This is a genomic window from Micromonospora sp. NPDC093244 (assembly GCF_040683695.1).
Taxonomy (GTDB): Bacteria; Actinomycetota; Actinomycetes; order Mycobacteriales; family Micromonosporaceae; genus Micromonospora.
In genome coordinates this window covers 170,704-184,027 of the sequence record NZ_JBFBEO010000005.1, presented here as the reverse complement: position 1 = coordinate 184,027, position 13,324 = coordinate 170,704, and the positions used below count along the sequence as shown (strand labels likewise).

Annotated in this window: 11 protein-coding genes; 6 read left to right on the top strand and 5 right to left on the bottom strand. The window is 71.5% G+C overall.

The annotated features are described in order from the left end of the window. The first annotated feature begins 15 nt into the window (after nt 1–15). The 5 genes from AB0N27_RS23990 (at nt 16) to AB0N27_RS23970 (ending at nt 4,681) form a co-directional block, all read left to right on the top strand. Nucleotides 16–1,806 (top strand): 3-hydroxybutyryl-CoA dehydrogenase, encoded by a 1,791-nt coding sequence (locus AB0N27_RS23990; RefSeq protein WP_364373834.1) that lies wholly within the window; start codon nt 16–18, stop codon nt 1,804–1,806. A 40-nt stretch (nt 1,807–1,846) separates the two neighbouring features. Further along, complete coding sequence (locus AB0N27_RS23985; RefSeq protein WP_364373831.1) at nt 1,847–2,341, top strand: SigE family RNA polymerase sigma factor; 495 nt, start codon at nt 1,847–1,849, stop codon at nt 2,339–2,341. After that, nucleotides 2,338–3,402: a hypothetical protein gene (locus AB0N27_RS23980; RefSeq protein WP_364373828.1), complete on the top strand. Its 1,065-nt coding sequence runs from the start codon at nt 2,338–2,340 to the stop codon at nt 3,400–3,402. Before AB0N27_RS23985 ends, AB0N27_RS23980 begins: the two co-directional genes overlap by 4 nt. A gap of 64 nt (nt 3,403–3,466) precedes the next feature. Further along, nucleotides 3,467–3,790, top strand: a complete 324-nt coding sequence (locus tag AB0N27_RS23975) for a hypothetical protein (protein ID WP_364373825.1) — start codon at nt 3,467–3,469, stop codon at nt 3,788–3,790. A gap of 93 nt (nt 3,791–3,883) precedes the next feature. Further along, nucleotides 3,884–4,681, top strand: a complete 798-nt coding sequence (locus AB0N27_RS23970; RefSeq protein ID WP_364373823.1) for an alpha/beta hydrolase — start codon at nt 3,884–3,886, stop codon at nt 4,679–4,681. Between the two features lie 4 nt (nt 4,682–4,685). Here the strand turns inward: AB0N27_RS23970 and AB0N27_RS23965 are convergent, their stop codons facing one another. From AB0N27_RS23965 to mce, 5 genes are all read right to left on the bottom strand, one after another. Next, the gene (locus tag AB0N27_RS23965) at nt 4,686–5,765 is read right to left on the bottom strand and encodes an AI-2E family transporter (RefSeq protein ID WP_364374287.1); all 1,080 of its coding nucleotides are present in this window, start codon (nt 5,763–5,765) and stop codon (nt 4,686–4,688) included. 280 nt (nt 5,766–6,045) lie between these two features. Further along, complete coding sequence (locus AB0N27_RS23960) at nt 6,046–8,130, bottom strand: hypothetical protein (protein WP_364373820.1); 2,085 nt, start codon at nt 8,128–8,130, stop codon at nt 6,046–6,048. Nucleotides 8,131–8,307: 177 nt separating this feature from the next. Further along, on the bottom strand, nt 8,308–9,573 hold the full coding sequence (locus AB0N27_RS23955; protein WP_364373817.1) for a DivIVA domain-containing protein: 1,266 nt from the start codon (nt 9,571–9,573) through the stop codon (nt 8,308–8,310). Between the two features lie 286 nt (nt 9,574–9,859). Next, nucleotides 9,860–11,215, bottom strand: coding sequence for a crotonyl-CoA carboxylase/reductase (ccrA, locus tag AB0N27_RS23950; protein WP_364374284.1), 1,356 nt, complete (start codon nt 11,213–11,215; stop codon nt 9,860–9,862). Between the two features lie 338 nt (nt 11,216–11,553). After that, nucleotides 11,554–12,030, bottom strand: coding sequence for a methylmalonyl-CoA epimerase (mce, locus tag AB0N27_RS23945; RefSeq protein ID WP_364373814.1), 477 nt, complete (start codon nt 12,028–12,030; stop codon nt 11,554–11,556). Nucleotides 12,031–12,092: 62 nt separating this feature from the next. On the opposite strand from mce, the gene AB0N27_RS23940 reads away from it, so the two are divergent. Further along, nucleotides 12,093–13,292, top strand: a complete 1,200-nt coding sequence (locus AB0N27_RS23940; RefSeq protein WP_364373810.1) for an acetyl-CoA C-acetyltransferase — start codon at nt 12,093–12,095, stop codon at nt 13,290–13,292. The last annotated feature ends 32 nt before the right edge of the window (nt 13,293–13,324 follow it).

The window sequence follows — 13,324 nt, the reverse complement described above, 5'->3', positions numbered from 1 at the left end:
CTGGGGAGGCCGGTCGTGGCGCGCGAGTTCAGCACCGTGGGTGTGGTGGGGCTGGGCACCATGGGTGCCGGCATCGTCGAGGTCTTCGCCCGCAACGGCATCGACGTGGTCGCGGTCGAGATCTCCGAGCCCGCGCTGGAACGCGGCCGGGCCACCCTCACCGGCTCGACCGACCGGGCGGTCGCCAAGGGCAAGCTGGCCGCGGCGGACCGGGACGCCCTGCACGAGCGGGTGCACTTCGCGGTGGGCCTGGACGCGCTGCACTCCGTCGACCTGGTCATCGAGGCGGTGCCCGAGCACCTGGACCTGAAGCAGCGGATCTTCGCGGAGCTGGACCGGGTCTGCCGGCCCGAGGCCATCCTCGCCACCAACACCTCGTCGTTGAGCGTCACCGAGATCTCGGTCGCCACCACCCGGCCCAACCAGGTGATCGGCATCCACTTCTTCAACCCGGCGCCGGTGATGAAGCTGGTCGAGGTGGTCCGCACTGTCGTCACCTCACCCGAGGTGGTCGCCGACGTCGAGGCGCTCTGCGCCCGGCTCGGCAAGGTCGACGTCACCATCAACGACCGGGCCGGTTTCATCGCCAACGCGCTGCTCTTCGGCTACCTCAACCACGCCGTCGGGATGTTCGAGTCGCACTACGCGACCCGGGAGGACATCGACGCCGCCATGAAGCTGGGCTGCGGCCTGCCGATGGGCCCGCTGGCGCTGATGGACCTCATCGGCCTGGACACCGCGTACGAGATCCTCGACACCATGTACCGGCGCGGCGGACGGGACCGCCGGCACGCCCCGGTGCCGCTGCTCAAGCAGATGGTGACGGCGGGACTGCTCGGCCGGAAGTCCGGCCGGGGCTTCTACACCTACGAACGGCCCGGCTCCCCGGTGGTCGTACCCGATGAGGCGACGCCGCCGGCCACGGAGGCCGCGCTCGCCGACGGCGCACGCGCCATCGCCAAGGTGGGCGTTGTGGGTTCCGGGACGATGGCCACCGGGATCATCGAGGTGTTCGCGAAGGCCGGCTACGAGGTCGTCTCGGTGACCCGCGGCGCGGAGAAGTCCGCGAAGGTCTGCGAGGCGGTGAAGACCTCGCTGAACAAGGGCGTGGTGCGCGGCAAGCTCTCCGAGGCCGACCGGGACGCCGCCCTCGGCCGGATCAGCTGGTCCGCCACGCTCGACCACCTCGCCGACGTCGACCTGGTGGTCGAGGCGGTGGTGGAGGAGCTGAGCGTCAAGAAGGCGCTCTTCGCCAGCCTCGACGAGATCTGCAAGCCGGGCGTCGTTCTGGCCACCACCACCTCGTCCCTGCCGGTGATCGACGTGGCGATGGCGACCCAGCGGCCGGCCGACGTGGTGGGGCTGCACTTCTTCAACCCGGCGCCGGTCATGCCGCTTGTCGAGGTCGTCCGTACCATCCGCACCTCCCCGGAGGCCACCGCCACGGCGCGGGCGGTCTGCGCCACGCTCGGCAAGACCGGCGTGGTCTGCGGCGACCGGTCCGGGTTCATCGTCAACGCGCTGCTCTTCCCGTACCTGAACGACGCGGTGAGGATGCTGGAGGCCAGCTACTCCACCGCCGACGACATCGACCACGCGATGAAGCTGGGCTGCGGCTACCCGATGGGCCCGTTCGAGCTGCTCGACGTGGTGGGGCTGGACGTCTCCCTGGCCATCCAGCGGGAGCTGTACCTGGAGCTGCGCGAGCCGGGCTTCGCGCCCGCGCCGCTGCTGGAGCACCTGGTCACCGCCGGCTACCTGGGCCGCAAGACCCTCCGCGGCTTCCGCGACCACTCGCACCGCTGACCGGGTCAACGCGGCAGGGTCCCGGCCGCGTCTGAGGGATGTGACCTTCGAGGAGTACGTCGCCAGCCGCGGCCCGGCCCTGGTCCGGCTGGCGCGGCTGCTGACCGGTGACGAGCACCGGGCCGAGGACCTCACCCAGGAGGTGCTGTCCCGGGCGTACGTGCACTGGCGCCGGATCTCCCGCGCCGACCGACCCGACGTGTACGTGCGCCGGATGCTCGTCAACGCCAACAACTCCTGGTGGCGGCGCCGGTCGAACCGCGAGCTGGCCGTCGACACCTTCGTCGACCGGCCACAGCGTGGCGACCTCGATGGCGAGGTGGCCGACCGGGACGAGATGTGGCGGCTGATCCTCGCCCTGCCGGACCGCCAGCGGGCGGTGCTGGTGCTGCGCTACTACGAGGACCTCGACGACGCGACGATCGCGCAGATCCTGGACTGCTCGCCGGTCACCGTCCGCACCCACGCGATGCGGGCGTTCGCGAACCTCCGGGAGCGCTGCGGCGTCCCGGCCAAGGACGGGAGCCGGCCGTGATCGACCTCGACGACCAGATCGCCCAGACCCTGCGGGAGCGCGCCGAGGGCGACGTGGACACCGACCGGTTGCTGCGGGGCTCGCGTGCCCGAGGCCGCCGCCGACAGGTGCACCGCCGGACGGCGGTGGGCACCGCGCTGTGCCTCGTCGGAGTGCTCGGCTTCGTCGGGGTGACCGGGACGGGCCTCGACGAACTGGCCGGCCGGATGCCCTGGAGCACCGCCACGCCCACGCCCACAGTCGTCCCGCCGCGCGCCGACGGAGTGCCCGGGGCAGCCACCGACCCCACACTTGTGGGCGCTGATCCGCAGGTGCTGCATTTCGGCCTCGACCCGGACCGGGCCCGATACCTGGGCTGGGAGGTGATCCGGGACCAGGTCGAGACGGTACGGCTCAGCGTGGCGGGCGGCGAAGAGGTGCGCGTCGACGTGAGCACGTCGATCGAGTTGCCCAGCAGCGTCACCATCAACGGCACCTCCGTGGAGGTGACGGAGCCGGGCCGCCCGACCTTCGACGGTGCGGTACGCCCGGCCGGCGGCATGGCCCGTGGGCTTGTCACGTTGTGGCAGCCCGCGCCGGGCCTGTACGCCCGTGCCGTCATGCTGCACGGGGACCGCGCCGTCCTGGACCGGGCGGTCAAGGCCCTGCGCTGGGGGGAGGCCCGACGATGCGCGGCGCCGCTGCGGCTCGGAGCCCTGCCCGACGGGGCGAAGGTCACCGTCTGCTCGGTCGACGTCGCCTCGTACCCGCGACTGGTCACCGCCCGGTTCAACCTTCAGCGGTCCCCGATGGAGAACATGTCGGTGGAGTACCGGTACGCGAGCCAGGGGGGCACCCACACCGAGGCGGACCGGACCATCGCCGGCCGACCCGCGCTGCTCTCCGCCAGGGGGACGAGGCTGGAGCTGGCCGGCATCCCCGGGACCACCGTGTACGCCGACTTCGGCTGGCCCTGGAACGGCGAGGCACCGGCGAACATCTTCACCGAGGCGGACGCGACAGCCCTGCTGGCGGACCTGGAACTGCCCGAGGACCCGACCCGGCCGCAGAGCTGGAAGTGACCCCGGCCGCCGGGCGGGCCGGCCGGGAGGTCGTCCCGCCCGACGGACCGTACGCTTGGTGACTGTGAGCCCCCGTCGCAATCGCCCTCGCCGGGACGAGAACGCCAACCTGGACGCCGATCGGGTCCGGCAGGGCGTCGCCTCGGTGCAGCAGTGGACCGACGGCGCCTGGCAGGTACGCGGCATCGGGGCGGGAGCATCGGTCAAGACGTACCGTTGCCCCGGTTGTGACCAGGAGATCCGACCCGGGGTGGCGCACCTGGTGGCCTGGCCGGCCGACGGCCTTGGTGACCTGACCGACCGGCGGCACTGGCACAGCGGCTGCTGGCGGGCCCGGGAGCGGCGCGGCCCGGCGGTGCAGCGCGGCCGGAGCAGCCCGCGTTACTGAGCGACCCGCCCGGGGCGCATCGCCTGAGCGACCTGGATCACCCTGTTGCCGCCTGGGCGGGCGGTGGCGGCGACTTCGCGACAGACTTGGGCGGTGAGCACACCGATCCGCGCGTCGTCGATCCTGCCCGGCCGCCGGGAGGACATCGAGCTGCACACCGCCGACGGGTTGCGGCTGGTCGGCGAGTTGGCCCTGCCGGCGGAGCGGCCGCCGGTCGCCACACTGGTCTGCCTGCACCCGCTGCCCACGCACGGCGGGATGATGGACAGCCACGTGTTCCGCAAGGCGGCCTGGCGGCTTCCCGCGCTCGCCGACCTGGCCGTGCTGCGGTTCAACACCCGGGGCACCAGCAGCGTGCGCGGCACCAGCGAGGGGGCCTTCGACGGCGCGGTGGGCGAGCGGTACGACGTGGCCGCCGCCATCGAGTACGCGGAGTTCGCCGAACTGCCGAACATCTGGCTGGTCGGCTGGTCGTTCGGCACCGACCTGGCCCTCATGCACGGGTGCGATCCGGCCGTCGCCGGGGCGATCCTGCTCTCCCCGCCGCTGCGCTTCTCGGCCCCGGACGACCTGGCCACCTGGGCCGCCTCGGGTCGACCCCTGACGGCTCTGGTGCCTGAGTTCGACGACTACCTGCGCCCGGCGGAGGCCCGGGAGCGGTTCGCCGCGGTGCCACAGGCCGAGGTCGTCGGGGTGCCGGGCGCCAAGCACCTCTGGGTGGGCGACGCGGAGACCGTGCTCGACGAGATCGTCCGCCGGGTCAACCCGGCCGTCGAGGTGCCGCTGCCGACCAGCTGGGACGGCCCGATGGAGTCCGGCGACGTCAGCGCGTACGCCGACCGCACGGTCGCCGCCTTCGCCGACACGCCCGTCCCGCAGCCTGGCGACTGACGGCTCAGCGCCGCTCCTGGCGGGGGAGCACCACCTCGCGCAGGATCAGTTGCAGCGCCGCCACCGTGGGGATGGCGATCAACGCGCCCACCACGCCCAGCAGGGCCACCCCGAGCAGCGCGGCCAGCAGGGCGGCCACCTCGTTGACCTCCACCGAGCGCCGCATCACCTTCGGGTAGATCAGGTAGTTCTCCACCTGCTGGTAGATGAGGAAGAACACCACGCACGCGATGCCTGTGGGCAGGTCGGCTGCGAAACCGACAAGACTCACGATCACCGCGCCCAGGGTGGCGCCGATCTGCGGGATCAGGTCGGTCACCGCGACCACCACGGCCAACGCGAACGGGTACGGCAACCCGACGATCAACGCGAAAACGAATGTGGTCGCGCCGGCCAGCACCGCGATGCTCAACGCCCCGACCATGTACGCGCCGACCTTGGTCAGGATCTCGTCGCCGATCAGTTGCACCCGCTCCCGCCGGGACCGGGGGACCAGCGCGTAGCCCAGAGACCGCAGCCGGTTGAAGTACGCAAGGAAGTAGATGGTCAGCACCAGCACGGTGAGCGTCCGGAACACCGTGCCGAAGATCAGTTGAGCGCCGCCGAGCACCCCGCCGAGCGCCCGACCTATCGTGTCGGCGTTCGCGGCGCTCTGCACCCGCTCCACCACGTCGTACCGCTCCACCAGGTCGTTGACAGTCGGATTGCGGCGCAACTCGTCGAGCAGGCTCGGGATCTGGTCGATGAACTGCCCGGACTGCGTCACGATCGGCGGGACCAGCGCCACCACGCCGCCGCAGAGCAGCAGCACCACTGTCAACGCGACCACCGCGACCGCCAGGCCGTGCGGCACGCCCCAGCGGCGTAGCCGCACCACCGCCGGGTTGAGGCCGACCGCCAGGAAGAGCGCGATCACCACAAGCACCAGGATGCCGCCGGCGTTGCGAATCCCCAGATACAGGGTGTACGCCAGCAACACACCCAACGCGCCGGTGAAGCCGATCAGGAAGCTGCTGCGCCGCAGCGGACGCCCCGGAGTGCCGAACTTGCCGGACGGGACAGCGGGCGGCTCGTCCGGGTCGATGCCCGGCGCGGGAACCGGCACCGGCGCCGGTGTCTCGACAGGCGTCGGGTCGATCGGTGGCTGGTCGGCGGGCGGGGGACCGGGGGTCACGTCCGGGTCGTCGGCCGACGGATTGTGCTGCGGCACCAGGACCTCCGGGGCAGGCGGTGGGACGGGCGGCGTCTCTTCTCGACGCGCCAGCAGCGTAGTCACCTCATGGTCGCGACCGACCACGAGACCGTCAATCCGCTGCCGTACCTGCCCCGAGCCGACCCACGGGCACGCGTGGAGGCCGTACCCGTCAGTCCTTCTCGATGGTGACCTTGCTGGGCTTGGCGCTGCGCTCGTCGGTGGTCGGCTTGCTGGGCCGCTTGCCGTTCTCACCGGTGCTGGTGATCTTGGTCGGCTTGGCGTCCCGACCACCCACGCCCGGAACGGCGGCCACGGTCGGCTCCCCGTCCACCCCGGCGCTGGCCGCGCCTCCGTCGACTGTGGTCACCGGCTCGGCCACCGGCCGGGTGGTGGACTGCCCGGCGTCCTCGGCACCGGCGTTCACCGGCTGACGGCTGTCGGCGGGCTCGGTCTTGAGGCCGGTGGCCGCACCCGACCCCTGCGACGTGCCCGCGCCGACGGTCGCCGCGCCGTCGTCGGTCGCGCTCGTGCTCGCATCGTCGCCGGTGTCCGGCGCGGTCGGGCCGTCCAGCGGGCCGGCGGTGCTCTGCAACCGCAGGTCGGCCATCTGCCGCTGGAGCTCGTCGGACTCCTGCCGCGACTTCCAGGTCTCCTGCCGCAGGTCGGCGAGCTGCTGCTGGGCCTGCGCGATCTCCAACATCACCTGGGCGAGCTGCTGCCGGCCGGCAGCCGCCTCCTGCTGGGTGGCGGCCAGGTGCTGCTGGGTGGTGGCGAGGTGCTGCTGGGTGGTGGCCGCGTACTCCTCGAACTGGCGACGTGAGGCCGCCACGTGCTCGTCGGCCTTGCGGCGCTTGTCGCCCGCCTCGGTCTCGGCGCGGCTCAGCAGCTCGGCGGCCTCCGACTCGGCGCGCTGGCGCATCGCCGCCGCGTCCCGTTCGGCCGCCTGGCGGATCGCCTCGGCGCCCTGCTCGATCTCGTTCTTGCGGGTGGTGTACTCGGTCTCCAGGGCGTCCTTACGCGTGGAGTACTCGTTCTCCAACTCGTCGCGGCGAGCCGTGACGCCCGACTCCAGCTCCTGCTGGCGGCTGGCGAACCCGGCCTCCAACTCCTGCTGGCGGGCCTTGTGCTGCTTGTCCAGCTCGTCGCGGCGTTTCGCGTACTCCTGCTCGGCCGTCGCGCGCCGCTGGGCCAGCTCCCGGTCAGCCGCCTCCCGCCGGGAGTTGACCTCCTGCTCCACCCCGGCCCGCCACGCGCCCAACTCCTGCTGGGTCTGCGCGCGGGCGTGCTTGACGTACGCCTCGGTCTCGGTGCGCATCCGCTGCACGTACGCCTCGGTCTCGGCCCGGCTGCGCTTGGCCGACTCGGTGGCCTGCGTGGTCAGCCGCTCCGCCTCCTGCTGCGCCTTCGCGCGAGTGGCGCGGCCGGCCATCGACGCGTCGTCGATGATCTGCTTGGCCTCCTGCTGCGCCTTGGCGTGGGTGGCCCGACCAGCCTCGGTAGCGGTGTCGGTGAGCCGCTTGGCCTCCTGCTGCGCCTTGGCGTGCACCTCCTTGGCGGCCTCGCGCAGCTCGCCGGCCTCCTGCCGCGCGGTGGTCAGCGCCTCGCGGGCGGCCTCGCGCAGCTTGGTGGCCTCCTGCTGGGCCCGGGTGTGGATCTCCTTGGCGGTGTCCCGCAGCTGGGTGGCCTCCTGCTGGGCCTTCGCCAACGCGTCCTGGGCGGCCTTGCGCAGCTTCGCCGACTCGTCCTTCGCCGCCTGGAGCGTCGCCTCCGCCTCCGCGCGCCGGGCGTTGCTGTGCCGATCCTCCTCGGCGCGCCGCGCGGCGAGCGCGATCTCGAAGTCCTTCAGCGCCCGCGCGGCCTGCTCGCGGGCCTCCTCGACGATGTGCTCGGCGGCGGCACGACGGGCCTCGATCTCCTCGCTGGCCGCCGACAGGATCTGCTCGGCCTGCTCCTCGGCGAGAGTGAGGATCGATTCGACCCGGGGGCCCAGGTGTCGGAACGACGCCCGGTCCACCACGTTCATCTGCTTGCGGACCTGGGTGAGGTCGCGTTGCAGCACCTCGACCTGGCCGGCGAGCTTGTGGATCTGTGTGTAGGCCTGTTCCCGTTCGGCGGCGAGTGTCGCGATCTCGTGCTCGGCACGCGCGACGTACCTGTCAACCTGTTTCTTCTCGTACCCCCGCAGAGCGGACTCGAAGCTGGGCTCCGTCGTCACGTCCCCGCCGAGAGCGAACAGTTCCTCGCCGTGCGACATGCCCCCATCCTCACACGCATCGCCCCCGGCTGGGGCGATACGGACGCCCCTTGTGGGAGCTAGTTCACTCCGTTGCCGGTACCGAATGCCAAGGGCTGGGAAACGCATACGGCGCGAGGTCACACCGGTTACCCGGTGTCACCTCGCGCCGTCGATGCCCCAAGCTGACGCCTGGCGTCAGCCGGCGGTCTCCGCGGTGACCCGGTCCTGACCGGCCTCGGTCTTCTTGGCCTCCGCCGGCTTGGCAGCCGGAGCGGCCGCCGCCGGCACGCCGGGCACGATGCCGGCGAGCCCGGAGAGCATCTGGCCGAGCTGCGAGGTGACCGCGTCCTTCTGCCGGGTGAGGTCCTCGACCTCGCGGCGGGCGGCCTGCGTGGTCAGCTCCGCCTCGGTGCGGGCCTCGGTGAGCAGGCGCTGCGACTCGGACTTGGCCTCGTTGAGCGTCTTCTCCGACAGGGCCTTGGCCTTGTCGACAGTCTCGGCGGCGTTGCGCTCCGACTCGACCCGACGGGCCTCGGCGCGCTGCTCGATCTCCTTGGCCCGCTCCTGCGCTGCCCGCGCCCGCTGCTCGGCCTCGCTCACCAGCTTCTGGGTCTGTGCGACCTGGGCGGCGTGCCGCTCGGACTCCTCGCGCTCCGCCTTCTCCCGACGCTCGGCCAGCTGAAGCTCCAGGGCCTGCAGATCCTTGTCGCGCTTGTCGCGCGCGTCGGTGAGCAGCTTGGTCGCCTCGGCCCGCTTCTCCTCCGCCTCGCGGGCGGCCTTGGCCCGCTGCTGGGTGATCTCCCGCTCGGCGGTGGCGCGCAGGGTGGCGACCTCCCGCTCCACGGTCGACTTCAGCTCGGCCACCTCGTGCGCGGTGACCGTACGCAGCTGCTTGGTCTCGCGGTCGGCGTCCGCGCGCAGGGTGTCGGCCTCGCGGCGGGCCTGCACCCGGACCTCGGCGGCCTCGCGCTCGGCGGCGGTGCGCAGGTTACCGGCCTCGCGCTCGGCGCTCGCCTTCATCGCGGCGGCCTCGGCGCGGGCCTTGTCGGTGATCTCGCGCGCCTCGAGGCGGGCGGCGGAGAGGATGCCCTCCGACTCGCGCTTGGCCTCGTTGCGGTGATCGTTCGCCTGCTCCTCGGCGAGCCGGAGGATCTGCTCGACGCGGGTGCCGAGCCCGGAGAGGGTGGGCCGGCTGTTCTCTTCGAGCTGCTTGTTCGTGTCGGTGAGCTTCTGCTCCAGCGCGCTCATGCGCTGCTCGGCCTGGCGGAGGCGACGCTGGGCGTCGTTCATCCGCTGCTCGGCCTCGGCACGGGCCTGCTCGGACTGGGTCAGCGCGGCGGTCATCCGGCCGAGGAAGTCATCGACCTGGTGAGTGTTGTATCCGCGCAGGCCGACGGTGAAATCTGGCTGCGAGTTCGCGTTATCGAAGAACGCGAGAGGGGAGGACTGCTGCTGGGGCATTGGGACATACTGGCAGACGCCCCAGGGTGCTTCGCAAGAGCGGTGCGCAGCTTTCGTGTCCTCTTTACATGGTCAACTCCCGCGTTCGGCGATGCCGGACCAATCGCCGATCTTGGCAGGTCCCGGGCGGGACGGACGCCACGCAGCGTGACATGGAAAAGGGCCACGGGGACGACCCGTGGCCCTTTGTTCGATCCGAAGCGATGTCGCGCTATTGGGGGCGGAAGAACAATGGCCCGATCACCGCATTGGCCATCCGCTGCTCATCCGTCCGGACGGTGGCCCGTCAGTGCCCCCGGAACCGGTTGATCGCGTCCTCGTACCGGGCCCGCATCTCCCCGTCCCGGACACCGAGGCCGTCGGTGGGGGCGAGGCAGCGCACCCCGACCTTGCCCTGGTGGGCGTTGCGGTGGACCTCGTACGCCGCCTGGCCGGTCTGCTCCAGCGGGTAGGTACGCGACACCGTCGGGTGCACCTTGCCGAGCGCCACCAGACGGTTGGCCTGCCACGCCTCGTGGTAGTTGGCGAAGTGGCTGCCGACGATCCGCTTGAGGTGCATCCACAGGTAGCGGTTGTCGTACTGGTGCTGGAACCCGCTCGTGGACGCGCAGGTGACGATGGTGCCACCACGGCGGGCCACGTAGACGCTTGCGCCGAACGTCTCCCGGCCCGGGTGCTCGAAGACGATGTCCGGGTCCTCGCCGCCGGTCAGCTCACGGATGCGCTCGCCGAAGCGCCGCCACTCGTTCTGGTCCTGGGTCTCCTCGTCCTTCCAGAACCGAAAGCCCTCGGCTGCCCGGTCGATGACCAGCTCCGCGCCCATCCGGCGGCACAGCTCGGCCTTCTCCGGCGAGGAGACCACGCAGACCGGGATCGCGCCGCCGTTGAGGGCCATCTGGGTGGCGTACCCGCCGAGGCCGCCGGAGGCGCCCCAGATCAGCACCACGTCGCCCTGCTTCATGTTGGCGCCATGGTGCGAGACGAGCTGCCGGTACGCGGTGGAGTTGACAAGCCCGGGGCTCGCCGCCTCCTCCCAGCTCAGGTGCCGCGGCTTGGGCATCAGCTGGTTGGCCTTGACCACGGCCAGCTCGGCCAAGCCGCCGAAGTTGGTCTCGAAGCCCCAGATCCGCTGCTGCGGGTCGAGCATCGTGTCGTCGTGCCCGGCGGCGTCCTCCAGCTCGACGGAGAGGCAGTGCGCGACGACCTCGTCGCCGGCCGCCCACCGGGTGACCCCGGGGCCGGTACGCAGCACCACGCCCGCCGCGTCCGAGCCGACCACGTGGTACGGCAGGTCGTGCCGGCGGGTCAGCTCGGAGACCCGGCCGTATCGCTCCAGGAACTTGAAGGTGGACACCGGCTCGAAGATGCTGGTCCACACCGTGTTGTAGTTGATCGCGCTGGCCATCACGGCGATCAGCGCCTCGCCCGGCGCCAGCTCCGGCGTCGGCACCTCCTGCACGTGCAGGGCCTTACGGGGGTCCTTGTCCCGGGTGGCCATGCCGTCGAACATCCGCGACTCCTCGGCACGGACGACCACACCCCGGTAGCTCTCCGGTACGGGCAGCCCGGCGAGGCCGGCCAGCTCGCGGTCCGGATCATTCGATTCCTCCGCCGCCATGATCGCTTCGAGGATGTCCTGCACGGTGACCTCCGGTTCGTCCGCACCCGCACGGGCCCGGGTGCTGCCATCGTCGGCGCCGGTGGGCACGACCGCCATGTCGGCATTCGACACATCCGGCACCGGTCGCGCTCCTGTGGGCCGGGACGTTACTGAACGGTAGCTAAAGCCGGAAGTCCTCTGTGAAAAACTGCATCCGCCGATGCGTGAAGGTGTCCAACCAACCCGCCAACCGCGCACTGACGTGCGCGCACCCCGTCCTCCAAGGGGGCGCCACCCCTCGTTGATCAAGAGCTTTCGGTCACCTGCGACGCGCGGGATGGCACCAGCCGCTTGATCAACAGGGGGGTCGGCGGGGAGGGTCAGTGGGGGGTGGCGGCGGGTTGGACCAGCTCGACCAGGACACCGCCCGCGTCCTTGGGGTGCACGAAGTTGATCCGGCTGTCCGCGGTGCCGCGCCGCGGCTCGTCGTAGAGCAGCCGTACGCCCCGCTCGCGCAGCGCCGCGCACGCCACGTCGATGTCCGCCACCGTGTACGCGACCTGTTGCACCCCCGGCCCGTTGCGGTCCAGGAACTTCGCGATCGTCGACTCGGGCGTGAGGGGGGCGAGCAACTGCACGCAGCCACCCTCGGTGCCCGGGCCGACGGCCAGCATCGCTTCCCGTACGCCCTGCTCGGCGTTGGTCTCGACGTGCACGCAGCGCATCCCGAACGTCCGCTGGTAGAAGTCGATCGCGGCGTCCAGGTCGGCCACGGCGATCCCGACGTGGTCGATCTTGCGAAGCCCGATGTCTGTGACGTAGTCCGCACCGGGCTCGACGGGGGAGTTCTCAGTCATGGCGCTAGTCTGGCCGAACAATCGTTAAGGCGTACAGCTCGGCACCCCCCTCGGAGGCAGGCATGGCTTCGGTGATCGTCAGCGGCGCGCGCACCCCCATGGGGCGGCTGCTGGGCAACCTCAAGGACCTTCCGGCCACGAAGCTCGGCGGCATCGCCATCAAGGCGGCCCTGGAGCGGGCCGGCGTGAGCCCGGACCAGGTCCAGTACGTGATCATGGGGCAGGTGCTCCAGGCCGGCGCGGGCCAGATCCCGGCTCGGCAGGCGGCGGTCGAGGCCGGCGTACCGATGTCGGTGCCCGCGCTGACCATCAACAAGGTCTGCCTCTCCGGCCTGGACGCCATCGCCCTGGCCGACCAGCTGATCCGGGCCGGCGAGTTCGACATCGTGGTGGCCGGTGGCATGGAGTCGATGACCAACGCCCCGCACCTGCTGATGGGCCAGCGCTCCGGCTACAAGTACGGCGACGTGGTGGTCAAGGACCACATGGCCCACGACGGGCTCAGCGACGCCTGGGACTGCTGCTCGATGGGCGAGTCGACCGAGCGGATCGGCACGAAGCACGGCATCTCCCGCGAGGAGCAGGACGCCTTCGCGGCCGCCAGCCACCAGCGGGCCGCCGCCGCGCAGAAGAACGGCCACTTCGCCGAGGAGATCACCCCGGTGCTGATCCCGCAGCGCAAGGGCGACCCGCTGGTGATCAGTGACGACGAGGGCATCCGCCCGGACACCACAGTCGAGTCGCTTGCCAAGCTGCGTCCCGCCTTCGCCAAGGACGGCACGATCACCGCAGGCAGCTCCTCGCCGATCTCCGACGGCGCTGCCGCGGTGGTCGTCATGAGCAAGGCCAAGGCCAAGGAGCTGGGGCTGACCTGGCTCGCCGAGATCGGCGCGCACGGAAACGTGGCGGGCCCGGACAACTCCCTGCACTCGCAGCCGTCCAACGCGATCAACCACGCCCTGAAGAAGGGCGGCCTGAGCGTGGAGGACCTGGACCTCATCGAGATCAACGAGGCGTTCGCGCAGGTAGGCATCCAGTCCACCCGGGACCTGGGGATCAGCGCGGACAAGGTCAACGTCAACGGCGGCGCGATCGCGCTGGGTCACCCGATCGGCATGTCCGGCGCCCGGCTGGTGCTCACCCTCGCCCTGGAATTGAAGCGGCGTGGCGGCGGCACCGGCGCGGCGGCGCTGTGCGGTGGCGGTGGCCAGGGCGACGCGCTGATCATCCACGTGCCGGGCAAGGCCGAGTCGGTTCAGTGAGCGCGAGGAGTGAGCCGGGTTTGCGAGCCCCG

Bases quoted from the DNA above. Each gene is read 5' to 3' on its own strand.
- AB0N27_RS23960 (WP_364373820.1), bottom strand. From the start codon at position 8,130: ATGTCGCACGGCGAGGAACTGTTCGCTCTCGGCGGGGACGTGACGACG.
- AB0N27_RS23955 (WP_364373817.1), bottom strand. From the start codon at position 9,573: ATGCCCCAGCAGCAGTCCTCCCCTCTCGCGTTCTTCGATAACGCGAAC.
- mce (WP_364373814.1), bottom strand. From the start codon at position 12,030: ATGACTGAGAACTCCCCCGTCGAGCCCGGTGCGGACTACGTCACAGAC.
- AB0N27_RS23940 (WP_364373810.1), top strand. From the start codon at position 12,093: ATGGCTTCGGTGATCGTCAGCGGCGCGCGCACCCCCATGGGGCGGCTG.